General features: G+C 68.5%; 21 protein-coding genes and 2 pseudogenes. 15 read left to right on the plus strand and 8 right to left on the minus strand.

Annotation, left to right across the window (positions count from 1 at the left end; all coding sequences use genetic code 11):
* The first annotated feature begins 162 nt into the window (after positions 1 to 162).
* From dnaK to FRAQA3DRAFT_RS11305, 6 genes are all read left to right on the plus strand, one after another.
* Complete coding sequence (dnaK, locus tag FRAQA3DRAFT_RS11280; protein ID WP_009739169.1) at positions 163 to 2,106, plus strand: molecular chaperone DnaK; 1,944 nt, start codon at positions 163 to 165, stop codon at positions 2,104 to 2,106.
* Positions 2,099 to 2,695, plus strand: coding sequence for a nucleotide exchange factor GrpE (locus tag FRAQA3DRAFT_RS11285; protein ID WP_009739170.1), 597 nt, complete (start codon positions 2,099 to 2,101; stop codon positions 2,693 to 2,695). The genes dnaK and FRAQA3DRAFT_RS11285 overlap by 8 nt, the downstream gene beginning before the upstream one ends.
* A 1-nt stretch (position 2,696) precedes the next feature.
* On the plus strand, positions 2,697 to 3,692 hold the full coding sequence (locus tag FRAQA3DRAFT_RS11290) for a DnaJ C-terminal domain-containing protein (protein ID WP_009739171.1): 996 nt from the start codon (positions 2,697 to 2,699) through the stop codon (positions 3,690 to 3,692).
* Entirely contained in the window at positions 3,689 to 4,012 is a 324-nt protein-coding gene (locus FRAQA3DRAFT_RS11295) for a chaperone modulator CbpM (protein WP_009739172.1), read from the plus strand. The genes FRAQA3DRAFT_RS11290 and FRAQA3DRAFT_RS11295 overlap by 4 nt, the downstream gene beginning before the upstream one ends.
* A complete protein-coding gene (gene clpB / locus FRAQA3DRAFT_RS11300) occupies positions 4,003 to 6,630 on the plus strand; it encodes an ATP-dependent chaperone ClpB (protein ID WP_009739173.1) in 2,628 nt (875 codons plus the stop codon). Before FRAQA3DRAFT_RS11295 ends, clpB begins: the two co-directional genes overlap by 10 nt.
* Before the next feature lie 157 nt (positions 6,631 to 6,787).
* Positions 6,788 to 7,372 carry a hypothetical protein gene (locus FRAQA3DRAFT_RS11305; protein ID WP_009739174.1) on the plus strand — a complete coding sequence of 195 codons (585 nt, stop codon included), beginning with the start codon at positions 6,788 to 6,790 and terminating at the stop codon, positions 7,370 to 7,372.
* A 74-nt stretch (positions 7,373 to 7,446) separates the two neighbouring features.
* On the opposite strand, the gene FRAQA3DRAFT_RS11310 is transcribed toward FRAQA3DRAFT_RS11305, so the two are convergent.
* A complete protein-coding gene (locus FRAQA3DRAFT_RS11310; protein WP_009739175.1) occupies positions 7,447 to 8,316 on the minus strand; it encodes an LLM class F420-dependent oxidoreductase in 870 nt (289 codons plus the stop codon).
* A 768-nt stretch (positions 8,317 to 9,084) separates the two neighbouring features.
* Here FRAQA3DRAFT_RS11310 and FRAQA3DRAFT_RS35965 point away from each other — a divergent pair.
* Positions 9,085 to 9,258, plus strand: coding sequence for a hypothetical protein (locus FRAQA3DRAFT_RS35965; RefSeq protein ID WP_009739176.1), 174 nt, complete (start codon positions 9,085 to 9,087; stop codon positions 9,256 to 9,258).
* Positions 9,259 to 9,275: 17 nt separating this feature from the next.
* Entirely contained in the window at positions 9,276 to 9,674 is a 399-nt protein-coding gene (locus FRAQA3DRAFT_RS38710) for a hypothetical protein (protein ID WP_083873583.1), read from the plus strand.
* Between the two features lie 105 nt (positions 9,675 to 9,779).
* On the opposite strand, the gene FRAQA3DRAFT_RS33025 is transcribed toward FRAQA3DRAFT_RS38710, so the two are convergent.
* Positions 9,780 to 9,929, minus strand: a complete 150-nt coding sequence (locus FRAQA3DRAFT_RS33025) for a hypothetical protein (RefSeq protein WP_198287076.1) — start codon at positions 9,927 to 9,929, stop codon at positions 9,780 to 9,782.
* Positions 9,926 to 10,213: a transposase gene (locus tag FRAQA3DRAFT_RS34925; protein WP_157468249.1), complete on the minus strand. Its 288-nt coding sequence runs from the start codon at positions 10,211 to 10,213 to the stop codon at positions 9,926 to 9,928. The genes FRAQA3DRAFT_RS33025 and FRAQA3DRAFT_RS34925 overlap by 4 nt, the downstream gene beginning before the upstream one ends.
* Before the next feature lie 248 nt (positions 10,214 to 10,461).
* Between FRAQA3DRAFT_RS34925 and FRAQA3DRAFT_RS11325 the strand changes: the two genes are divergently transcribed.
* The 3 genes and pseudogenes from FRAQA3DRAFT_RS11325 (at position 10,462) to FRAQA3DRAFT_RS11330 (ending at position 12,943) form a co-directional block, all read left to right on the plus strand.
* Positions 10,462 to 10,725: a UBP-type zinc finger domain-containing protein gene (locus FRAQA3DRAFT_RS11325; protein ID WP_009739177.1), complete on the plus strand. Its 264-nt coding sequence runs from the start codon at positions 10,462 to 10,464 to the stop codon at positions 10,723 to 10,725.
* 222 nt (positions 10,726 to 10,947) lie between these two features.
* Positions 10,948 to 11,025, plus strand: a pseudogene (locus tag FRAQA3DRAFT_RS37115) (Hsp20/alpha crystallin family protein); the annotation flags it as partial.
* Between the two features lie 220 nt (positions 11,026 to 11,245).
* A complete protein-coding gene (locus FRAQA3DRAFT_RS11330) occupies positions 11,246 to 12,943 on the plus strand; it encodes an FAD-dependent oxidoreductase (protein ID WP_009739178.1) in 1,698 nt (565 codons plus the stop codon).
* A 120-nt stretch (positions 12,944 to 13,063) separates the two neighbouring features.
* On the opposite strand, the gene FRAQA3DRAFT_RS11335 is transcribed toward FRAQA3DRAFT_RS11330, so the two are convergent.
* Positions 13,064 to 14,320, minus strand: a complete 1,257-nt coding sequence (locus FRAQA3DRAFT_RS11335; RefSeq protein ID WP_009739179.1) for a Vms1/Ankzf1 family peptidyl-tRNA hydrolase — start codon at positions 14,318 to 14,320, stop codon at positions 13,064 to 13,066.
* 554 nt (positions 14,321 to 14,874) lie between these two features.
* Between FRAQA3DRAFT_RS11335 and FRAQA3DRAFT_RS11340 the strand changes: the two genes are divergently transcribed.
* Together FRAQA3DRAFT_RS11340 and FRAQA3DRAFT_RS11345 are read left to right on the plus strand one after the other, a co-directional pair.
* Positions 14,875 to 15,828 carry an SRPBCC family protein gene (locus FRAQA3DRAFT_RS11340; RefSeq protein WP_009739180.1) on the plus strand — a complete coding sequence of 318 codons (954 nt, stop codon included), beginning with the start codon at positions 14,875 to 14,877 and terminating at the stop codon, positions 15,826 to 15,828.
* A 102-nt stretch (positions 15,829 to 15,930) separates the two neighbouring features.
* Positions 15,931 to 17,103, plus strand: a complete 1,173-nt coding sequence (locus FRAQA3DRAFT_RS11345) for a zinc-dependent alcohol dehydrogenase (RefSeq protein ID WP_009739181.1) — start codon at positions 15,931 to 15,933, stop codon at positions 17,101 to 17,103.
* 88 nt (positions 17,104 to 17,191) lie between these two features.
* Here FRAQA3DRAFT_RS11345 and xerC read toward each other — a convergent pair whose 3' ends face one another.
* The 3 genes from xerC to FRAQA3DRAFT_RS11365 form a co-directional block, all read right to left on the minus strand.
* On the minus strand, positions 17,192 to 18,463 hold the full coding sequence (gene xerC / locus FRAQA3DRAFT_RS31520; RefSeq protein ID WP_009739182.1) for a tyrosine recombinase XerC: 1,272 nt from the start codon (positions 18,461 to 18,463) through the stop codon (positions 17,192 to 17,194).
* A gap of 19 nt (positions 18,464 to 18,482) precedes the next feature.
* Positions 18,483 to 19,763 (minus strand): IS256 family transposase, encoded by a 1,281-nt coding sequence (locus FRAQA3DRAFT_RS11360; RefSeq protein WP_009739183.1) that lies wholly within the window; start codon positions 19,761 to 19,763, stop codon positions 18,483 to 18,485.
* A 288-nt stretch (positions 19,764 to 20,051) separates the two neighbouring features.
* Positions 20,052 to 20,417, minus strand: coding sequence for a HEAT repeat domain-containing protein (locus FRAQA3DRAFT_RS11365; RefSeq protein ID WP_035920874.1), 366 nt, complete (start codon positions 20,415 to 20,417; stop codon positions 20,052 to 20,054).
* A gap of 404 nt (positions 20,418 to 20,821) precedes the next feature.
* On the opposite strand from FRAQA3DRAFT_RS11365, the gene FRAQA3DRAFT_RS34935 reads away from it, so the two are divergent.
* Positions 20,822 to 21,172 carry a hypothetical protein gene (locus tag FRAQA3DRAFT_RS34935; protein WP_157467295.1) on the plus strand — a complete coding sequence of 117 codons (351 nt, stop codon included), beginning with the start codon at positions 20,822 to 20,824 and terminating at the stop codon, positions 21,170 to 21,172.
* 495 nt (positions 21,173 to 21,667) lie between these two features.
* On the opposite strand, the gene FRAQA3DRAFT_RS33030 is transcribed toward FRAQA3DRAFT_RS34935, so the two are convergent.
* Complete coding sequence (locus tag FRAQA3DRAFT_RS33030) at positions 21,668 to 22,093, minus strand: hypothetical protein (protein WP_009739184.1); 426 nt, start codon at positions 22,091 to 22,093, stop codon at positions 21,668 to 21,670.
* A gap of 865 nt (positions 22,094 to 22,958) precedes the next feature.
* Between FRAQA3DRAFT_RS33030 and FRAQA3DRAFT_RS11375 the strand changes: the two are divergent.
* Positions 22,959 to 23,444 (plus strand): annotated as a pseudogene (locus tag FRAQA3DRAFT_RS11375) (IS6 family transposase); the annotation flags it as partial.
* Positions 23,445 to 23,595 lie beyond the last annotated feature (151 nt).

A 23,595-nucleotide genomic window follows, 5' to 3' on the forward strand; every position in this document is an offset into this window, starting at 1 on the left:
CGGTGGCGCGTCGTGCGGACGTGTCGGCCTCTGGTCCGCCGTCTTGCTCTGGTTCGCCGGGTGGCGGCGTGTTGCGGTCTTCGTCCGGCCGGTCCTACCGTGGTCGTGAGGCCTGCCGCGGCCCCGCCACTTCCACCAGAAGGCTCCCACCGGGAGGTCATCGTGGGAAAGGCAGTAGGAATAGATCTGGGGACGACGAACTCGGTCATCGCCGTCGTGGAAGGCGGCCAGCCGAACGTCATCCCCAATGCCGAGGGAGCCCGGACGACCCCCTCCGTGGTTGCGTTCACGGAGAGCGGGGAGAGGCTGGTCGGGGAGCTGGCCCGCCGTCAGGCGATTCTCAACCCGAAAGGCACGATCACCGCGGTCAAGCGGTTCATCGGCCGCCGGTACAGCGAGGTCACGAGCGAGCTGAAGACAGTCACGTACGACATCACCGCCGGGAAGGAAGACGCAGTACGGATCGTCGTTCGCGGGCGCGAGTACGCCCCCGAGGAGATCTCGGCGATGGTGCTGCGGAAACTGGCCGACGACGCCGCCAAGTTCCTCGGCGAAAAGGTCACCGAAGCCGTGATCACGGTGCCGGCGTACTTCAACGACGCGCAACGGCAGTCGACCAAGGACGCCGGCCGGATCGCCGGCCTGGAAGTCCTGCGGATCATCAACGAGCCGACCGCGGCCGCGCTGGCCTACGGGATGGACAAGCGCTCGCACGAGACCGTGCTCGTCTTCGACCTCGGTGGCGGCACCTTCGACGTGTCGATCCTCGACGTCGGCGACGGCATCGTCGAGGTGCGCGCGACCGCCGGCGACACCCATCTGGGCGGCAACGACTGGGACCGCCGCCTCGTCGACTTCCTCGCCGAGGAGTTCCGGAACCAGACCGGCATCGACCTGCGCAACGATCCGCAGGCACTGCAGCGCCTGTTCGAAGCCGCCGAGAAGGCGAAGGTCGAACTCTCCTCCGTGACGCAGACACAGGTGAACCTGCCGTTCATCACCGCCGACGCCAACGGCCCGAAGCACCTCAACACCACCGTCACCCGCTCGCAGTTCGAGCAGATCACGGCCGATCTGCTCGAACGGTGCATGGGACCGCTGCGGCAGGCGATGGCGGACGCGAAGCTCTCCGAGCAGGACATCGACGAGGTGATCCTCGTCGGCGGCGCCACCCGCATGCCGGCCGTGCAGGCCCTGGTGCGCCGGCTGACCGCCGGCAAGGAACCGAACATGACGGTCAACCCGGACGAGGTCGTCGCCGTCGGTGCCGCCATCCAGGCCGCGGTGATCAAGGGCGAGGTCTCCGACGTGCTGCTGCTGGACGTCACCCCGCTCTCCCTCGGGGTGGAGACCCTCGGCGGCGTGAGCACGAAGGTGATCGATCGCAACACCACCATCCCGGCGCGGCGCACCGAGACGTTCTCCACCGCGGAGGACAACCAGTCGGCCGTCGACATCGTCGTGCTCCAGGGCGAACGCGAGATGGCCGCCGACAACCGGACGCTGGGCCGGTTCCGCCTCGAGGGCATCCGCCCCGCCCCGCGCGGCCAGGCACAGGTCGACGTCACCTACGACATCGACGCCAACGGCATCCTCAACGTCACCGCGAAGGACACCGGCACCGGCGCCGAGCAGCGGATCACCATCTCGGACAACACCAACCTGCCGTCGGAGGACATCGAGCGCATGGTCGCCGACGCCGAGCGCAACCGGGCCGAGGACACCCGGCTGCGAGAGAACGCCGACGCCCGCAACCAGCTCGACACCATCGCCTACCAGGTCGAGCAGCGGCTCACCGAACTCGGCGACCAGGTCCCCGTGCACGAGTTGGCCCGCGCCGAACAGCTCATCGCCGACGCCCGCCGCGCGCTGGAGGAGCACGCCGACGTCGACCGCGTCCGGCCGCTCATCAACGATCTCCAGCAGATCCTCTACGGCCTGCCCGCCGCCGCGCAGCGCGAGGCGGCATCGGCGGCCAGCGGCGGAGCCGGAGCAGGAGCAGGCGGAGCTGGAGGCGGCGGAGCTGGAGCCGGTGGATCGGGCGAGACCTCGGCCGGTGGGGACGACGTCATCGACGCCGACTTCACCACGCGTGACGATGGGTGAGAACCGATCGGATGCCGAGCGGCCCGAGACCGCCCCGGCACCCGACCTCGCCGCGGAGCTCGAGCAGTGCCAGGCCAGCCACCTGCGGACTCTCGCCGACTTCGACAACTACCGTCGGCGGACCGGACGCGAGATCGGCGCCGCGAAGGCAGCCGAGCGGGATCGTGTGGTTCTCGCGTGGGTGCCGGTGCTGGATCATCTCGAGCTCGCCCTCTCGCACGCGGACGCCGACCCCGACTCGCTCGTCGACGGGGTACGCGGGGTACGCCAGCTCGCTCTGGACGCGCTGCGGAACTCCGGGGTCACTCGGCTCGACGACGAGACCGGCGCCTTCGACCCGACCCGTCACGAGGTCGGCGCTGTCGTCGACAGCGGCTCGACGTCCCCTCCGCCCCCGGCGGGCACCGTTGTCGAGGTGCTCCGGCCGGGCTACCAGGCCGACGGCCGCGTACTGCGCCCCGCGTCCGTGGCCGTGAGCGCCGGATCGAAACCGAACAACGGAGCAAAATCGAACAACGGGCCGGGGCGGGATACCTGGTCAGAACCAGGAAAGGGACCAGGAACGGATACCGAGCCGGAAGCATCGTGACATGAGCAGCGGCCAGACCACGGATCGGGCCAGCGAGGACTTCTACGAGATCCTCGGGGTCCCCCGGAACGCCAACGCCGACGCGATCCAGCGGGCGTACCGGAAACTCGCCCGCCAGTACCACCCGGACATCAACTCCGATCCAGGGGCCGAGGAGCGGTTCAAGGACCTGTCGGAGGCGTATGACGTGCTCTCCGATCCCGACACCCGGGCGCGCTACGACCGGTTCGGCGCGGATTTCCGCCGGATGCCCGAAGGCGCCGAACGATGGGCAGGCGCAGGCGCGGGTGCCGGGGCGCGTGCCGGGGCGCGCGCCGGCGCCGGTGGCCCGGGCTTCCGGTTCGAGGGGTTCGAGGGGTTCGAGGGGTTCGACTTCGAGGACCTGTTCGGCGGTACGGGCGGCGGATTCTTCCGCGGTCGAGGCCGGGCGGGACCGGTGTCCGGCGCCGACCAGGAAGCCGAGATCGAGGTCACCCTCGCCGAGGCCTACCGAGGCGGTCGGCGCAGGGTCACCCTGGCGGGCCCGACCGGGCCCCGCGAGGTCCAGGTCACCATCCCGCCCGGAGTGACCCACGGGCAGCGGGTGCGGCTCGCGGGCCAGGGCGGGCGCGGCCGGGACGGCGGGGATCCGGGCGACCTCTACCTCGTGGTGCGCCTCGCGCCCGGCCCCCGATTCCGGGTCGAAGGCCGGGACGTGCACACCGATCTGCCCCTCGCGCCGTGGGAGGGCGTGCTCGGCACGAAGGTCGACATCACCACCCCGGACGGAGAGCAGGTGACCGTCACCGTCCCGCCCGGCACCTCCACCGGCCGCAAGCTCCGCCTGCGCGGCAAGGGCCTGCCCCGCCCGGCGCGTGGTTCGAGGCGCGGTGACCACGCCGGCGACCTCTACGCGCACGCCCGAATCATGGTCCCGCCCAACCCCACTGCGCGGGAGACGGAGCTGTTCCGCGAGCTCGCCGAGGTCTCGTCCTTCAACCCCAGGGAGAGGTCATGACGACACTGCTCGTGCGCGCCAGCGCCCGTACCCAGGGCCTCGACCTGGACGCTTTCTGTGTCGCGGCGCACCTGCAGCCCGAACTCGTCCGACGGCTGGTGACGCTGGGTCTCCTCGACGCGGAGATCGACCCCGCCGGCCACTACACACTCGCGACGACGGCGGTGGCACGCGCCGGCCGTATCGAACGGCTGCGCCGCGACCTCGGCATCACCTACACGGCGACCGGGGTCGTGCTCGACCTGCTCGACCGGATCGACGAACTCGAACGGCTCCTCCGTGCCCGACCCGCCCGAGGCGAGGTGCATCCATGGACATGAACAAGCTGACCGAGAAGTCCCGCGAGGCCCTTGAGGCCGCGCAGGCACGAGCGGTGCGCCTCGGCCAGGTCGAGGTGGACGGCGAGCACCTGCTGGCCGCGCTGCTCGAACCGCCCGAGGGACTGGTGCGCCGCCTGCTGATCGCCTCGGGCGGGGATCCGGCCGCGGTCGCCGAAGCGGTCGAGAACGAACTGCGGCGCCGGCCCAAGGTGTCCGGACCCGGCGCGCGACCCGGCGAGGTGTATGTGACCCAGCGGCTGTCCCGCCTGCTGGACGCCGCCAGCAGGGAGGCCGGTCGGCTCAAGGACGAGTACGTGTCGGTCGAGCACCTCCTGCTCGCCCTCGTCGACGAGGGACAATCCAGCGCCGCCGGCCGGATCCTCGCCCAGAACGGCCTCACCAGGGAGAAGCTGCTCACCGCGCTGACCGAGGTTCGCGGGAACCAGCGGGTGACGTCGGCGAACCCCGAGGCCACCTACGAGGCGCTGGAGAAGTACGGCCGCGACCTGGTCGCGGAGGCCCGCGACGACCGGCTCGACCCGGTCATCGGCCGCGATTCCGAGATCCGCCGGGTCGTGCAGATCCTCTCCCGCAAGACGAAGAACAACCCGGTGCTGCTCGGCGACCCGGGGGTCGGCAAGACGGCGATCGTCGAGGGCCTCGCCCAGCGCATCCACCGGGGCGACGTACCTGAGGGACTACGCGACCGGACGGTGTTCCAGCTCGACCTGGCGGCGCTGGTCGCCGGAGCCAAGTACCGGGGCGAGTTCGAGGAGCGACTCAAGGCCGTCCTCAGCGAGGTCAAGGCGGCCGAAGGCCGGATCCTGCTGTTCGTCGACGAGTTGCACACCGTCGTGGGCGCCGGCGCCGCCGAGGGATCGATGGACGCCGGGAACATGCTCAAGCCGATGCTCGCCCGCGGCGAACTGCACCTCATCGGCGCCACCACCGTCGAGGAATACCGCAAGCACATCGAATCCGACGCCGCGTTCGAACGCCGCTTCCAGCCGGTGCTGGTCGACGAACCGTCGGTGGAGGACACCATCTCCATCCTGCGTGGACTGCGCGAACGGTTCGAGATCTTCCACGGCGTGCGGATCCAGGACGGTGCGCTGGTCGCCGCGGCCGTGCTGTCGCACCGCTACATCTCCGACCGGTTCCTGCCCGACAAGGCGATCGACCTCGTCGACGAGGCGTGCGCCATGCTCCGCACCGACATCGACTCGATGCCGACCGCGCTCGACGAGATCACCCGCAAGGTCACCCGGCTGGAGATCGAGGAGGCCGCGCTGGCGAAGGAGAGCGACCCGGCCAGCATCGCCCGGCTCGACCAGCTCCGCAAGGAACTCGCCGACCTGCGGGCGGAGGCCGACGCGATGCGCGCACAGTGGGAGTCAGAACGACAGGCCATCCGCAAGGTCCAGGAGCTGCGCGAGGAGATCGAGCAGGTCCGCCGGCACGCGGACGAGGCCGAGCGTGCCTACGACCTCAACACGGCCGCCGAGCTGCGCCACGGCCAACTCCCGGAACTGGAACGCCGGCTGGCCGCCGAGGAGGAACGACTGGCCAGCCGCCAGCACGGGCAACCGCTGCTGCGTGAACTGGTGACCGAGGAGGAGATCGCCGACATCGTCTCCCGCTGGACCGGCATCCCCGTCACCCGGCTCGTCGAGGGCGAACGCGAGAAGCTGCTGCGCCTCGACGACATCCTGCATCAGCGGGTGGTCGGTCAGGACGAGGCCGTCAGCCTGGTGGCGGACGCCGTCATCCGCGCGCGCTCCGGTATCAAGGACCCCCGGCGCCCGGTCGGGTCGTTCATCTTCCTGGGACCGACCGGCGTCGGGAAGACCGAGCTCGCGCGCACGCTCTCCGAGGCGCTGTTCGACTCCGAGGAGGCGATGATCCGCATCGACATGAGCGAGTACCAGGAGCGCCACACGGTCAGCCGGCTGATCGGCTCTCCTCCCGGCTACGTCGGCTACGAGGAGGGCGGGCAGCTCACCGAGGCGGTGCGCCGCAAGCCGTACTCCGTGGTCCTCTTCGACGAGATCGAGAAGGCCCATCCCGATGTCTTCAACACGCTCCTGCAGGTCCTGGACGACGGCCGGCTGACCGACGCGCGGGGCCGAACCGTGAACTTCACCAACACGGTGATCATCATGACGTCGAACATCGGCTCACAGTGGCTGATGGACGCGGTGACGCCCGACGGCGAGATCGAACCCGAGGCGCGGGCCCGGGTGATGGCCGACCTGCGAGAACGTTTCCGCCCCGAGTTCCTCAACCGGCTCGATGAGATCGTCCTGTTCAAGCCGCTCACCCTGGCCGAGATCGAACAGGTCGTCGACCTGCTGGTGGAGGACCTGCGCCGGCGGCTCGCGGACCGCCAGATCACCCTGGAGATCACCGAGGCGGCCCGGTTGTTCATCGCCCGCGAGGGGTTCGACCCGGTCTTCGGCGCCAGGCCACTGCGGCGGTTCATCCAACGCGAGGTCGAGACCCGGATCGGCCGGGCGCTGGTCGCCGGCGACGTCACCGACGGTTCCCGCATTACCGTCGACCTGGTCGAGGACCATCTCGCTGTCACGCATGACGTGCCCGCGACGCAACGGGGATGACGGCCGCGGGGTACCTCACTCCGCGATCGCAGCGGCGACGGTCGTCTGGATCCCGAGTACCGCGAACGCGGCGCGACCGCACGGTACGTGAATATCGACGACCGGGTCGGTGGCCGTTGACGAACCGGGAGACGGAGCTACCGGAGAGAAGACCGCCATGACTACTACTTTCCGACTGGACAGGACGCTGGTCGACCGGTTGGTTGACGGCAGCCTGGACCCGCAGGGAGAGGCGGCCCTCGCGGAGCAGGTGGCACACATCCTGCCATTCCACTGGAACCTTCCCAACCCGATCGAGGCCGCGCTGTCGAGGATCATCGTTCACTTCGGTGGGCAACGAGCCCTGCTGGCATGGCTGGAACGTTACCCCGGTCGGCCCCGGCTGGTAGCACGGCTGAATGTGCTCGTTGGGCTCCTCGAACGCCTCAGCGACGAACCGGCCATCGTGACCGCATTGCAGGAGCTGCGAACACGAACGCCCTACCCGCCGGGCCTGTCCGGGTACCTCCCGCCCGACACCGACGGCGCGACGCTCGCCAGTCTCGCTGGCCAGATTGAATCGCTCCTGGCATATGACCGCGCGGACGAAGCGGTACGGCTTTCCCTCGCCGTCATAGCCATGCTTCAGCAAGCTGCCCCGCAGATCGGGACACTCGAACTGGACGGACGCGACATCGCCGATCTTCTGGAGCAGGTTCGGCAGGATATCGTCGCGGTTGGCCCTGCCCGGCAGCCACGATGAACGAAAGATCGGCGAAGTCGGACTGGCTAGGCCCTCCGGCCTTGTCCGAGCCTGCTTGAGTTCGTCCCGGGTTGTCAGGACAGCAGACCCAGGCCCTCCGCGAGGGCAGGCCACTGTGCCGTAGGCAGCGGCGGGTCTGCCTGTGCGGTGAGGACCTGGATGGCGACGTGGTCGGCACCCGCGTTGTGATGCTGCTCGATCCGGCCCCGGATCGTATCGACGCTCCCCCACGCGACCAGGCTGTCGACCAGGTGGTCGCTGCCCAAGCCGACGAAGTCGTCCTCGACAAATCCGAGCCTGAGCAGGTTGTCCGTGTAGTTCGGCAATGCTGGGGAGACGGCGAGCGCGCGGCGGGCGATCGTCCGCGCCTGGGTCGCGTCGATCGTGAGGACGACCTTCTGCTCCGGCGCGAGCAGCGGGCCGAGGCCCAGAATGTCGCGGGCCCGCCAGGTGTGCTCCGGGGTCACCAGGTACGGGTGCGCTCCGGCGGTGCGGTCGGCGGCGAGCCGGAGCATCCGCGGTCCCAGCGCGGCGAGCAGCCGCGCATTCCGCGGGACCCGCGACTGCGGGAGGTCCAATCGGCCGAGATAGCTTTCCACGGCCCGGAAGGGATGCCAGTAGCGCTCGCCGACGAGGGCCGCGTGGCCGGCGCCGATACCGATCAGCAACCGGTCAGGGTGGGACTTCGACACGCGGGCGTAGCTGTCCGCCGCCACCTTCGCCGATTCGGTCCAGACGTTGAGGATGCCGGTTACCGCAACCAGCCGGCGGCTGGCATCCAGCAGAGCCTCCGGAAGCTCGAGGTCCGCCGTCGCGCCACCGAGCCAGAGCGCGCCGTATCCGAGTTCGTCGAGTTCGGCGGCAGCGTCCGCCCTTGCCTGCCGGTCGTCCGGCCATCGCGCGGTGGAGGTCCAAATACCAAACTTGCCAACGTTTACCGGCACGATTTCCCCCTCCGCCGAAAGATTCGGCGAGATCGCCGCCTGATCACCGCCTCCGCTGTCAGGAGCGGTGGGCGTATATCTCGGCCAAAATTCCATGCAGGCGGGCGGCGGCCTGTTCGATGGCGGGGTACCTGTACTGCCTGGCTCCGGACTCGACCGTCAGGACCCCGCAACGGTGCACGTTCGAGGTCCCCGTACGGGAACTTGTACCGCGCCTTCCGATCCCTATCGACCTCGTCATAGAATTTCCGACTCAGTTTCACCGACATAAATAACGATCTTCCTTCCGGCCGAGATCGGCGGATGGCCACCCGGCGGACGGTTCGTGGGGCCAGGGTTAGTGGCACGCCCGATCTGGCGGGGCGTGGTTGGGAACGAACCGTCCCGGTAGCCAGCGTGAAACCGCCGCCCGGGTTGCGCCACAGGTGGATGTTCCTGAGCCAGGGCCGCGGCCGGAGTGTGGTTTCCCCGGCTACGAAGCGGGCATCACGTGAATCTTGCCGCCGAGTGGGCAGGGGCCGTTTCGTGTGGAATCTTCTGTACGGAAAGCCCGTCACCTCGACCGAAGATTTCTTCGCGGACCTTCGCGGCCTCCAGCCGGGACAGAAGGGCACGTTCGGTCCTCCGGGGCGAGGAGGCGACCGGCAGGTGACGGTCACGCCCTCCGACCAGCCGAGCTGACTGTCCGGGCCGGCCTGTGTTCACCGGCGCCGGACGGGGCACACCCGCAGGGAAAGCATCCGACCATCCGCTGCGAAGGGGAGAGTCATGGCTGCCGCTGCAAACACCCTCGAGGACGAACGTGAGCTGCTGGTCGGCTGCATCGAGGACGCCTTCGAGGCGATCCGGCTGCTACCGGGGCTGGACGCGAACGGCCCCGCTCTGGTCTGGCTCGCCGACCATCTCCTGGACGCCCGCCGCCAGACCGCCAAGGAAAGTTAGACGGTCGCGCACAGGAGATGGTCATCGGAGGGTGGACAGAGCCGACGGGATCACGGCAGCGGCTCGGCGCGCTGCTGGCGGGCCACTGGGACGACGACAAGCTGCGCCAGGCCGGCAAGGTCGACACCGGGTTCGACGACGCGAGACTGCGGCGACTCGACGCCCACCTGGAACGGCTCGAACGGCCCCACCCGCCGTTCGAGCCGAATCGTGAGCTCCCACGCGACGCGCACTGGGTGGAACCCGACCTCGTCGCGCAGGTCGCCCTCACCGCATGGACCCGCGACGGGAAGCTGCGCCACCCTTGCTACCAAGGCCTACGCGCGGACAAGCCGGCCCGCGCGCCGGCACCCATTTCCCTACGTGGATCCGCCGGGTCACCGTCCCGAAGGAGGCCGGCTCCGTCGAGCGCGTGATCGCCACCCGTTCGCGATGATGACCGGTGGCGGTGGCGGGGAACCCGCAACAGCTGACCATCGAGCAGCGCAGGGCAGCCCGTCGCGGCCGGACCTACCTCGACGTCATGCGCCCTTGCGTCCGGGCCGCGGCTGCAGGTCTTCGGCGGTGGCCACGCCGGGGATCTGCGCAGGCAGGCGGGCGGCCTCGGAGACCGACAGGCTGAACGGCAGGGGCGGCGCGACGTAGCGGTCCGACATGCGGTAGTCCTTCATCGTCCGGTTGCTGGGCAGACGGGGTACCGAGTCGAAGAACAGCGGCCAGCCGGGGAACCGCGCGGCAGCAGATTAGACGTCACGACCACCGAGATCAGCGCCTGGTCCGCCCGCCGCCGGCACGTCAACAACCACTCCGGGAAGTACGACCCCCTTCCGCGCCTTCGGAATCGCCAGATCAGTCGTTCCCACGCGGGTGCCCACTCCCGCATCCGGTACCCATTCCGACGCTTCGTCCGATCCGGCGATATCTCCCCGTACTCGGCGTTGCAGACACCGTCGATTTCGGCGTTCGCTCACCGGACGTACCGGCTGCGTCGATTCGACCGTAGGCCGGCGCACCGGGATCCCGCAACCAGAGACGGCGGCGAACGGTATCGACGGTCGCTCGGGGGTACGTACCTCCGAAGAAAGACGTCACGCTGGACCGTACCGGACGTGGCGCCGGACTCGGCGCGCCCGGTGAGCCGGACCGCCTTCACGGCGGAACACAACGCCGTCACTGTAGAACAGTCGATGTTCGGAGAACGTGATGACCATCGCCATTGATCCGCATCTCCGTCTGGTGCGCCCCGTCGAACCGCTCACCCCACAGGGGTGCGCCGAATGCCTGCGGATCGGCTCCCCCTGGGTGCACCTGAGGCTCTGCTTGACCTGCGGTCATGTCGGATGCTGCGACTCGTCGCCGCTGCGGCATGCCCGGGCCCACGCGCACGCGATCGGGCATCCCATCGTGCAGTCGTTCGAGCCGGGCGAGGACTGGCGGTGGTGCTACGTCGACGAGGTCTACGTCTGACGACGAGGTCCACGTCGGCACTCCCCGTCCGGCACTCCCCGTCCGGCAGTCCGGCACTCTCCGGTCCGTCCACCCCGGACGGCCTGGTTGTTCTGAGGTGCCCGGACCGCGCAGGTTCACCCCTTCGTCCCGGAGTCTGCGGTTGCCCTCGAGGTACGCCCAGAGAAGCATGGCCTATGTAGTCAATGAGTAACCATGAGTTACACCTGGAAGGCCTGGATCATGAATCGACCCACCCGGCGGGTAGGCCACGTCGAACACCAGATCGTCTTGCCCGGAGATGTCGATCCCGATGCGGTCTCCGCGACGTTGGACAGTGGCTTGCTGACCGTCCGGCTGGTCAGGGCCGCAGGAGCCAGCCCCGCCACCTCGAGATCTCCGGCCCCACGACCACCTCGTCCCCGGCCGGATCCGGCCCGGGCGCAGCCACCTTCGGCGATCAGTCGACTGGCGGCTCCGGGTCCGGGTCCGGGCTCTGATCATCAATTTCCGTCGACCCTGACGGCGAACGGGGGATCCGATGCAGCCCAGCCAGGAGGACATCGGCGGCGCCGGGCAGATCACCGAGACGCCGGACACCCACGGGGCCTACCCGCGTCTGGGCGTCGACCAGCTCGCCTCGTTGGAGGCCGTCGGTCGACGACGCCCCACCACGGTCGGGGACCTGCTGTTTCGGGAAGGCGACCGGACGACCGACTTCTTCGTGGTGCTGTCCGGTCTGGTCGCTTCCGTCGATGGCTACGGCACTGCGCGCGAACGGCAGATCAGCCTGCACGGTGAACGTCGCTTCCTCGGTGAGCTCAGCCTGCTCTCCGGGCAGACGGCCTTCACCTCCGTGGTGGTCCGGAAAGCTGGCGAGGTCCTCGCCGTCCCACTGGACCGGCTGAGGCGGCTGGTGGCGACCGATCCTGGCCTGGGAGACCTGGTATTGCGGGCCTACCTGGTGCGCCGGTGGCTCCTCATCGGCCTGGGCGCGGGACTGCGCATCGTCGGGTCCCGCTACAGCCCCCAGGCCCGCCGGCTGCGGGATTTCGCCGCGCGCAACCGGCTGCCGCACCAGTGGGTCTGTCTGGAAAACGACCCGTCCGCCGAGGAGCTGCTGCGTACCCTCGCCGTCGAACCGGCGGATACCCCGGTGGTCGTCTGGGGACGACGGGTGCTGCGCAACCCGAGTATCGCGGAGCTCGCGCGTGCGGTCGGACTGCCGGTGCCCGCCCAGGCGGGATCCACCTGGGATCTGATCGTCGTAGGCGCCGGTCCCGCCGGCCTGGCGGCGTCGGTGTACGGGGCGTCTGAAGGACTGGCGACCGTCACGCTGGACTGCCTCGCCGCTGGCGGGCAGGCCGCCACCTCCCCCCGGATCGAGAACTATCTCGGGTTCCCGTCCGGCATCTCCGGCGGTGATCTGGCCGAACGCGCGGTCCTGCAGGCGGAGAAGTTCGGAGCCTGCCTCAGCATGCCCTCCCGGGCCGTGGCCCTCGGCCGCAACGACGGGCTGCACCAGGTGACCCTGGACAATGGTGAGACGCTGGCTGCGCGGACCGTGGTCATCGCGACCGGGGCATGGTACCGGGAGTTGAACGTGCCCGGCCTGCAGGAGTTCGAAGGCACGTCCGTCTTCCGCGCGGCGACGCTGGTCGAGGCCCAGACCTGCCGGGGCGATCCCGTCGTCGTGGTAGGCGGCGGCAACTCGGCCGGACAGGCGGCGCTGTATCTGGCCCAGCACGCCGGCTTCGTGCGACTGTGCGTCCGCCACGATGATCTGAGCCGCGACATGTCGCGCTACCTCGTCGACCAGATCGTCCGCACCCCGTCCATCGAGGTGCGCCGGCACCGGGAGATCAGCGGCCTGCGCGGAGGGAGCACTCTGGAGGCCGTGATCCTCGAGGACAAGCAGACCGGCGCGCAGGAGGAGGTGCCCGCCCGGGCCCTGTTCGTGTTCATCGGGGCCCGCCCGCACACGGACTGGCTCGCCGATCAGGTCGCGCTCGACGACCGGGGATTCGTCCGCACGGGGGTGGACGCCGAACCGGCCGCCGAACCGAGCATGGCCGGCGACGGATCGCCCGATCCCTGCCCCCTGGTGCTGGAGACCAGCCGGCGCGGGGTGTTCGCGGTCGGGGACGTACGCAGCGGATCGGTGAAGCGGGTGGCCTCCGCGGTCGGCGAGGGCGCCATGGCCGTCCGTCTGGTCCACGAACGGCTCTACCGCGCCTAGCCATCCCGATTCGGTGGAAGGTCGGCCGGCGGACTTCCGCTCCGGCCTGCCACCGCCTGCCACCGCCTCCCACCGCACGTCGTTCCCGGTCGGACGTCGACGAGAGCCGGGCGTCGTTTCTCAGCCGGGCGTCGGAAGGGTGTAACGCAGCAGCGCGCCGACCCGTTCGGTCGGTGATTCCGGCACGTCGGCCGGGACGCTGTGGACGGCGGCTCCGGTGCCCAGCGCGGCCCGGATGAGCGCATCCACCCGCCCAGCCCGGATCGGGTGGGCGACCGCCGGCAGGTCCGCGGGATCCAGCGCGACCTCACTGAGGTCTGGACCGATCCAGGCCGGCGCGCCAGCCGGGATTCCTTCGGCCAGCAGCAGGTCGCTCACCTGGGCCAGGCGCAGGGCAGCGACCGTGGCCCGCGGCCCGTCAGCGGCATCCAGTGCGATCCGCTCCCCGGATCGCGGCCCACCGCCCGTGTCCGCAGGACCCGACCCTTCCGGGTGGTCGACGCCCGCCGCGGACACCGATCCGAGGGACCTCGGAACGGTGCCAGTCGCCGCCCCGACCAGCGAGGTCGCGCGGCGGCGATACTGTTCGAACTCGGCCAGCAGACTCGCCGTCCGCCGGGTCCGCTGCTCGGCGAGCACGTCCATGACCCGACCGGCCAGATGGTCGTCGGACCCGTCCCGGGCGCGGCTACCCTCGACGACCACGACCCTGGTCGCGACCTCGACCGGCAGCTCCTCGCGGACCAGCGAGAGCTCCTTCGGATCGCCGGCCAGGATCACCACCTCGGCGGCGATGTCGCGCGCGGCCCGGGCGATGCGATCGGCGTCCTCCTTCGCACCGAGCTTCCAATGCTCCTCGACGTGACTCTCATAGCGTCGCTGGGCCCAGCCTCCGGTGTGCGCCTTGTGCCACGGGGGCCGGGTCGTGTCCTGGGAGACGCCGCCGGCCGGCAGGGGACCGTCGGTGTAGGCGAGCACATCGACCCCGCGCCGATCGACCAGGGCGATCACGTGTGGGATCCGACCGTCGGCCCAGTCGAGCAGCGGCAGCAGGTGTGGCAGCGGTCCGACCGCGACGACGTCGACATCCGACCGGCCAGGGAGCCATCGCGCGAACGGGACGTGGGCGGATTTGCCCTCGCCGACGGCCACGACCACGCGCGTCCCACCCTCCCGGTGATGGGAGTCGCCCCGCTCGGCGAGCAGCGCATCGCGGGTAGCCGGCCCGACACCCTGGCCTTCGAGATCGGCGAGGATGTCCGTCCACCGCAGGTCGTAGAGACGGGCGGCGTTCTCACGGGTCTGATCTGTACTGGCGTACACGGTCACGACCGGACCATCGAAGTCATACAGGCTGCGCAGCTCGCTCATGTCCATGAGGCGCTCCTCGGCAGGTGACAGAAGCGGTGAACCGATTCGACGCCGCGGGCGAGCCCCTCGACAGGGACACCCCGGGGGCGGCCCATCGGACACCTACCTGAAGGGGTGCGCCTTGGGCGCGGGCCCAAACCTGCCCACCACGCTGGCCACCCGGTCAGCCGGCCGGCCAGGCCGCCCCGGCTGGCGGCGCGGGTCACCCCAGCCGGTGCCGCGGATCGCGCGGGCCACGCCTGCCCCTGCCTCCGGAAAACGACAGGAGCCGGCATTCGCGGCATTCCAGTTCGGCCGCTCGCCGAAGCGGAGCAGCGGTCAAAAAGACGCCTTTGATCGGTTAGGTCCAGCTCGACAACACCGGGGACCGGCGAGGTTTCGACGGCAATGAGAGCTGGAATGCCAGGAGAATCGGCATCAGTGCAATCAGCCCGGGTCTGAACCTCCCGAGCAGGTCCGGGCCTTGGTGGGAGCCGCACGCCGTACCCAAGACACAGTTGCCCCGGAAGCACCGGAAAGACCGAGATGTGTCGTCAGGCGCGTGTTCTGGAGGATGGATAATGAGAATTCTTGATGACGGACAGACGCGAGCGAACGAGGGTCCGGCGGCCCGCGGAGATCGGCTCGGCACCGCCCTGGGATGGTTCAGTGTCGGACTGGGCACGGCCGAGATCGCCACTCCGGGGGCGATCACTCGAATCGTCGGGGTCGACAACTCGGCGACGAACCGGCTCATCTCGCGGACCCTGTGTGGTGCGCGCGAGCTGGCAGCCGGCATCGGGATCTTCGGGGACGAACGTCCGGGACGTTGGCTGTGGGGACGGGTCGGGGGCGATGCCATCGATCTGTCGCTGCTGACGGCCGGTGTCTATCGGCACCGTCACGAGCCAACGCGGCTGGCCCGGCTGCTGTTCGCCACCGGTTCGGTCATCGGCGTGACGGTACTCGATGTGATCGCCGCCCGGCGTCACGTCGGCCCGCGACACGTGTCCGGACATACGGCGCGGGCGAGGGCGACCACCACGGTCCGCCGCACGCCCGAGGATCTGTACCGCCGGTGGCATGATTTCGATGCGTTGCCGACGTTCATGTACCACCTCGACTCGGTGCACACGACCAACGGCACCTCACACTGGAAGGCGAAGGGGCCCGCCGGTACGAAGATCGAATGGGATGCGGAGATCGTCGACGACCGTCCGGACGAGTTGATCGCCTGGCGGTCGGTGAAGGGCTCGAAAGTCCACAACGCCGGGACGGTGCGCTTCCTGCCGGCACCGGGCGATCGTGGAACCGAGGTCCATGTCGACCTGCAATACGACATTCCCGGAGGCACGCCGGGGTACGCGGTGGCGAAGCTGTTCGGCGAGGAGCCGAGCCAGCAGATCACCGACGATCTGCGGCGTTTCAAGCAGCTGATGGAGACCGGTGAGGTCGTCCGTTCGGAAGGTAGTCCGACCGGAGCCCGCAACGCCGTGCATCTGCTCGGGCAGCACCCAGCCCAACCGCTCGGCTGATCGTGCGTTCGGCTGGCCTCGCCACCCGGTTTTTCGTCGAGGGCCAACACAACCGCCAAAAAAGCCAGCGCTACAACCCTGAATTGTCGGAGGACTCCACTCATGCGTGCAAACTGCTGGCTCGGTCGGGGCGAGGTCGAGATCCAAGAGGTCCCCGATCCGAAGATCCTCAACAGTCGTGACGCGATCGTGCGGATTTCCAAAACCGCCATCTGCGGCTCCGACCTGCACCTGTTCAACGGGTTCGTGCCGACGATGATGAAGGGGGACGTGCTGGGCCACGAGTTCATGGGCGAGGTGGTCGAGGTCGGTCACGATGTGGAGACCCTCCGCATCGGCGACCGCGTCGTCGTGCCGTTCCCCATCGCGTGCGGGCGGTGCAACACCTGCCTCGCGGGCGACTTCTCGCTGTGCGAGAACTCCAACCCGAACGCCGCGCTGGCGGAGAAGATCCTCGGCCACGCCCCTGCCGGCATCTTCGGGTACTCGCACATGCTCGGTGGATTCCCCGGCGGCCAGGCCGAGTACGCCCGGGTGCCGTTCGCCGACGTCGGACCCATCAAGATCGAGGACGACCTGCCGGACGAACGCGTGCTGTTCCTCTCCGACATCCTGCCCACCGGGTACATGGGGGCCGAGTTCTGCGACATCACCCCCGGTGACGTCATCGCCGTCTGGGGGGCCGGGCCCGTCGGGCAGTTCGCCGTCGCGAGCGCCTTCCTGCTCGGGGCCGAGCGGGTCATCGTCATCGACCGGTTCCCCTACCGGCTCGAGATGGCCCGGGACAACTCCGGGGCGCAGACCCTCAACTACGAGGAGACCGACGTCCGCGAGGCGCTGCTCGAGCTGACCGGCGGCCGCGGCCCGGACGCCTGCATCGACGCCGTCGGCCTGGAGGCGCACCACGCATCGCCGGCCGCCTACTCCTACGACCGCGCGAAGCAGGTCGCCCGGTTGGAGACCGACCGGCCGTTCGCCCTGCGCGAGGCCATCCGGAACTGTAAGAACGGCGGCATCGTCTCCGTCATCGGCGTCTACGGCGGGTTCGTCGACAAGTTCCCGATGGGCTCCCTGATGAACCGCGGGCTGACCCTGCGGGCCGGGCAGTGCCACGTGCAGCGGTATCTGCGGCCGCTGCTCGACCGGATCCGCGGCGGCGAGATCGACCCGAGTTTCGTCATCACGCACCGCCTCAACCTCGACGACGCGCCCGAGGGATTCGCTACGTTCAAGAACAAGGAAGACGAGTGCGTCAAGGTGGTCCTGACCCCCTGACGATCGACCACATTCGTCCATCGTCCTGGAAGAGGATTGTCGAAAACTTCTCGAGGCCCGCGGCCGCGAGTGCCGTATCAGCCGCCGACTATGGCCCGACTATGGCGCCGACGGTTCGATTCCCCGGACGACCACTCGCTGGATTCGGTATGGGATCATCGCCGACACCGCTGTGACCAGCGGAAACGCTCGGCGGTGATCCCACCGGAGAAGATCCGCAAGTGGTGGTACCCAGTCGGTCCCCAGAACGGTTCGCCCGGGGGATCGCCGCAGACACCGTCTCGGCCGCCTTACGACCTGTCGACCGCAGCAGATGCGCGTACAGGTTCCCCGTCACCGACGTCGAAGAGTGACCAAGCCTCTTCGACACGATCGTGATGTCGACTCCCCCGCCGAGCAGGATCGAGGCCGAGCCGTGGCGAAGGTCGTGCAGCCGCTTGCGCGACAGCAGCCGGTCCCCGATCTCGTCGCCTACAGCCAGGGCTACCGGCAACGGCCCGGCCAGATGCAGCAGCGACCGCGAGCCCTGCACCGTCGCGCCGAGCACCGTCACCGCGCCGACCGGTTCCCGGTCGCGGTACAGCGTCCACGTGCCCTCGGCCGGCCGGTACCGCGTGCCCACGACGACGGTGGTCACCCCGGCCGCCGCCGGTACCCGGACGGTGCCGAGCAGGCCGACGCGCCGGGCGATCTGCTGCATGCGCTTGGTCAGGTACTCCGGGAACAGGTAGCGCCCGGACGGGTGCGTGAAGATCAGGTCTCGGAGTTGGACCGGGTTGCTGTGATCGTCGGGCAGGATGCCGTTGTCCCACCCATCGCCGATCGCCTCCCGCTCGTCCTCCTGGCGGAGGCGGTGGGCTGCCAGCGACCCGAGGGTGACGCCGTCCAGGTCGACCTTCCGCCGACCTGACCTCGTCTTCGGCGCCCAGACGCCGAGCACGCCGCCACTGCGGACGATCTGTTGTCGGATCGTGAGCACGGACCCCGCATGGTCGAGTCCGGGCCACGTCGCCCCGCACACCTCCCCACGGCGCACCCCATGCAGCGCCATCAACTCGTACGCGGCGGCAAGTCGATCGTCGGCCGCCTCGTCGAGGAACCGACCGACCTCCTCGGGCTCCCACGGCTCCACCTCGGGGGCCGAGTGTGAGGCCAGCTCGACGCCGGCCGCCGGGTTGAATTCGATCATCCTTTGCCTGTGCGCGTCGTTGAGCGCGGTGCGCAGCATCTCGAAGACGTCGCCCACCGTTGCCGGCCCGATCGGCCGCCCGCGCTCCCGGGCGGACTCCGCCGCCTTCTTCAGCGCGGTGTCGATGTGCTCGGCTCGTAGCGCGACAAGTGGTATCTGAGAAATAGTCAAGACTTGTGGGTGGTGATCTTTAGGCGGCTTGGGTGACGGGTGCGGTGGTGGGTCGTTCGACGAGCTGGCCGGCTTCGAAGACGGCGCCGGCGCGGACGAGGGCGACGAGGTGGGGCGCGTTGACCGCCCGCCAGCGGGCCTGGGCGGCCTCGATGAGCGTGAACGCCATCGCGAGTCCGGCGGCCCGGGAACCGGGGCCCTTGGTGACCCGGGTGCGGTGGCGCACGGTCGCGAACGTGGACTCGATCGGGTTCGTGGTCCGCAGATGCACCCAGTGCTCGGCGGGGTAGTCGTAGAACGCCAGCAGCACGTCCAGATCACCGGTGATCTTCGCGGTGGCTTGGGGGAACTTCGCTCCGTAGGTGGCGGCGAACGCCGTCGCCGCGGCGGTGGCGTGGGTCTTGTCCTCGGCGTTGTAGATCTCCGCGAGGTGCTTCTTCGCACCGGGGTGCGCCGACTTCGGCAACGAGGCCAGGACGTTCGCGGTCTTGTGGACCCAGCAGCGCTGTTCCGCGGTGGCGGGGAAGACCTCGCGCAGCGCGGCCCAGAACCCCAGCGCGCCGTCGCCGACCGCGAGCACGGGTGCGCCCATGCCGCGGCGCGCGCAGTCGCGCAGCAGGTCCGCCCACGACCCGGTCGATTCCCGGTAGCCGTCCGCGAGGGCGACGAGTTCCTTACGGCCGTCGGCGCGGACCCCGATCAGGACGAGCAGGCACAGCTTCTCCTCGTCCAGGTGGATGTTGACGTGGATGCCGTCCGCCCACAGGTAGACGTAGTCCACGCCGGCCAGGTCCCGGTTGGCGAACGTCTGGTAGTCGGCCTGCCAGCTGGCGGTCAGCCGGGTCACCGTGGACGCGGACAGGCCGGCACCCGAGCCGAGGAACTGCTCCGACGCGGGCACGAAGTCACCCGAGGACAGGCCGTGCAGGTAGAGCAGCGGCAGCACCTCGACGATCTTCGGGGAGCGGCGGCACCGCGGCGGCAGGATCGCCGAGGAGAACCGCTGCCGTTCGCCGCTGTCAGGGTCGACGCGGCGGTCGTTGACCCGCGGCGCGGTCACCTCGACCGCACCGGCGGCGGTCATCACCCGCCGCGGCTGGGCATGGCCGTTACGGACCACCAGCCGGCGGCCATGGTCGTCACGCTCGCCGGCGAGCTCGGCGATGTAGGCGTCGACCTCGGCTTCCAACGCGGCCGCGAGCATCCGCCGCGCACCCTCCCGGACGATCTCATCGATCAGCGACGGCCTGGCCGCCGAGCCGTTCTCGGGCGTGCTGTCCTCGGGTACTACCGTGAGCACGGGCGTGCCTTCCCGACCGACGCGCCAACGTCGGCCTGACTGAGACCTCAACCTCGATCACCGGGAAGGTACGCCCTCCCAGCCGATCCACAGGTCTCAACCATTGCTCGTGGACGGGTCGGGCTGTCCGCTGCAACTGGCTCTGTCTCCGGGCTGTCCGCTGGCATGCCCCCTGCTTGCTCTTCTGCCCGCTGGCGTGCGCGACGGCGGGATGCTGACCGAATCATCGTTCCATGGCTGGATCCCTCGGATCCGGTGGTCCGGCGGCCCTACCGGCGGATTATGAGATCACCGGCGGTTCGTCCATCGACGTACGTGGACCTCCGTCAGTGCAGGCCAAGGGCTCGGCCTCGTCCACCGAGCCCCGTGGCCGTCTCCGACCTTAACCAGCGGGTTCGGCGCGCTCCGCCGGGTTTCGGCGCACGTGCGCACGGACGGGTCCATCGTCCCGACGAAGGCCGAGGCGATGAGGGCGACGGCCGGATCGCCGTTGTTGGCGAGATGCCACAGAACGCCCAGCGCGCTGGTGCCCCCGATCTCGACGAGGGCCTGGGCCAGGTGGATCCGCACCGCCGAGTCCGCGGGGTGGGCGGCGAGCGCTTCGATCAGAGAGATCGCGAACCGCGTGCCGCGCGGGCGCCAGGTCGGTGTCACGGCTGAACGAATGCCGACGCGGTGGGCATTTCCGCAGGCCAGGCGTACGAAGTCGACAGACAGGCAGGTCGATCCCTTTCTTTCAGGCAAGCTCAACCGACTGATCCTTCACTCGTCAACCAACTCCGCACATCCCGAACGGGTGAAAAATCTTCCAGCACACCTTGACCGACAGAACCATTTTTAGTACCTTTTTTCCTACTTGGTAGAAGTTCCCAGAACTGACCGGACTTACCGAAATAGCCGTCCCTGCGGAGGTCGGAATGAAGTGGTTACGCGTCATTCTGCTAGCTCTCCTACTCTCTCTCGGCTCCGGACTGCTAGCGGCGGCGCCTGCACATGCAGAAAAACTGGGCACTAGACCAGTCTGGGGTGCGTGCGGCTGGCGAACCAGCGAAGAAAAAGTGGTCTACAACTTCGGTAGTCTCATCTTGAGGTGCGGCAACAGCAGCTGGGGATTCTTTCACATGAGAGATGGGGGTGAGGGAGAGAAGGGACATCTTGAAGATTTTCAGACCCTGGCTAAACCCGCCGGGCTCAATTGGAGCGATCTCGCCCATTGGGCCATTTACTACAACGTCAAGGATCCAGACCACACCGTCGTCGAGGGTAATACGGGCTGCCGAGATCGACTGCTGTACGCGGAAGATCAAAATGGCCGCACAATATGGGCGAAGCGATTCAAGGTAATCTACAACAGCGTAAATGGCCGTATCATTACCGCCTACCCCACGTCGGGTATCTGCACTCCTTGAATCGCTTTATCGTTGCCGATGCGTGCCCGACTCTGATCTCCGGTATCCGGCGGCTTCGATGGGTGAGACCAGGTACCGACCCAGGGCCGGCACACGTTTACTGGGCAGCGGCTGGTGGGTCGCGCTGAGGGGACTGTAGTAGTTCTGAGATGTGAGGCGAGTCCGGCTCTGGCCCAAAAATGTGGCGAGCATGCCACCTAGGTGATCATGGGTTTCTCAGGCCATCCTGATCACCCAAGGTGTCATGCCCGCCGCACCGCACGCACGCGCTGCCCACACAGCGCCGCCCCCACCTGGCTCGTCGAGCACGGCGCCCGCTACCTCCTCGTCGCGCAAGCGAAACGGGACACCAGCGATGTGCCCTGTTCGGGGACGACTACGAAGAAGGCTGAACTGGGGAAACGACCGTTCACCCAGGCCACCAGCGGCACCCCGGCCAACCCTGACACTCAACCCGCGGCCCGGCCCATCCCCATCGATGCCGCGCGACGTGCCTCAGGAGTCAGGCCTGTCAGCCGTCCAGGAGATGCCCTCCAGGTCCAGGCCTGCCGGCGGAAATGATCTCCGATTGGGGCCGCGTCGTTCGGCAAGAAAGATCTTGCCTTTTGTTGACCGTTCGAGCCGGAGCTCAACGAGCGACAGGGACATGTCCGACTCGAAACTTTCCTCAATCTGCATGATGATGTGTTCCAACCGGGCTTCATCGCGCGCATCCCCCTGCGCATAGGAAAGTGCAATGACGTTTTTCTCGGTTAGCTCATCGAAGTACCTTTCCAGAAGATTCAATGTAAGCGTGACGCGAACAGATCGACCCTCGCCATGAAGATCGAATGTGCCGGCTGCAGGATTCAGGTCAGAAAGCTGGTGCCGGCGCCCAAGAGTTTCGGCAATGGCATCGAAGATTGCCTCCTTGTCGACCATATACACCTCCGCTATTCGTGGCACTCGTCACGACGGGCCGCTTGTCGGCGTGTAGCTAAGCAAAGAATCCTCGCCGACAGGAGAGGCGTCGACAAGGACCGATCAGGATCTGTCGGGCAAGGGTCTTTCTGACATGCTATCGCGCGGGCGGAGGATCTGGAGCTATCGGGCAGCTAACTTGGGCTGTTCCTCCAGGAGTTTTCCTGATCTTGATGCGAGGGTGTGCCCGCACCGAGAAGGCGCCTCCGGGCTGGGACGATGCGCGCGTCTAGCCCGAGACTGACACAGCGAACTCCTGCGGACTGTTGCGCGACCAACGAACCTGCCGAAATGCGAAACCTCAGGTCAGACCGCCTGCGATGTGGCCGCGGCCTTCATCTGTTGCTTGAAGTCGCGGGCCGTAGGAAGGGGGTCGGGTCCGGCGATACCGGCGGCCGGCCGTCGGCCGTCCGCCTCCCGGTACGGGCTCGACCTCACGCGCCACCCCGGCTGGCTCACGAAGATCTTCGCCATCTGCTGGCCGAGGCCTGGCGGCGCCGAGACCCGCACGGCGATGTGAGGAAAGTGCTCGCGCACGGCCCGCGCAACCATTGGGCAAGCGGGTTTGAGCACCTCCTCACACGCCGGTGGCGGACCGCGATCAGCCGAGCTCGTTGGCCGCGCGCTCTGTGGCGTACACCGCCATCAGCGCATTGACGTAGTCAGGCAGGCGCGTCGTCTTGGGCTGCCACCACGAGTCGCACGAAAGAGACTTTAGTCACTCGCCAGTGGGCGGAGCGGCTCGGCTGTCGCGACCTGACCGAAAGGCTCTGTTGCATCGGCAAAGTCCGCCATCACGCGGCTGCCAACCGGTCATGATCGGATGATGCGTCGACGTCGTGTCCGTCCACCGGCTCCGACGTCGGAGTTCGCCGGGTTCCGGTTCCCACCAGAGGTGATCGTCCTGGCGGTGCGGTGGTACCTGCGGTTCGCGCTGTCCTACAGGGACGTCGAGGAGCTGCCCGCCGAGCGCGGCATCAAGACCGATCACGTCACGATCTACCGGTGGGTGCAGCGCTTCACGCCCCTGCTCGTAGACGCAGCCCGACCCTACCGACACCGTCCTGGCGACAGGTGGTTCGTTGATGAGACGTATGTGAAGGTCGCTGGCCGTTGGACCTACCTGTACCGGGCGGTTGACCAGCACGGACAGGTCATCGACGTCCTCGCCAGAACCCGCCGCGACCAGGCCGCCGCCCGCCGATTCTTCACCCAGGCACTGTCCCATGGGCGCCGGCCGGTCGAGGTCACCACCGACAAAGCACCCGTCTACCCGAGACTCCTCGACGAACTGCGTCCCGAGGCCTGCCACGGTCACGTCCGCTGGCGTGGTGTATGGAGGGTGACTCCGCGTGATCCTTAGTTGAAGTTTATGCGGTGAGTGCTTCGGGTGTCACGCTGATCTCGGGTGTGTCGGACGGCGTGTCTCGCGCGTCGACTTTCGCGAGGATTTCCACGCCGAA

It is taken from the genome of Frankia sp. QA3 (assembly GCF_000262465.1).
Classification (GTDB): Bacteria; Actinomycetota; Actinomycetes; order Frankiales; family Frankiaceae; genus Frankia.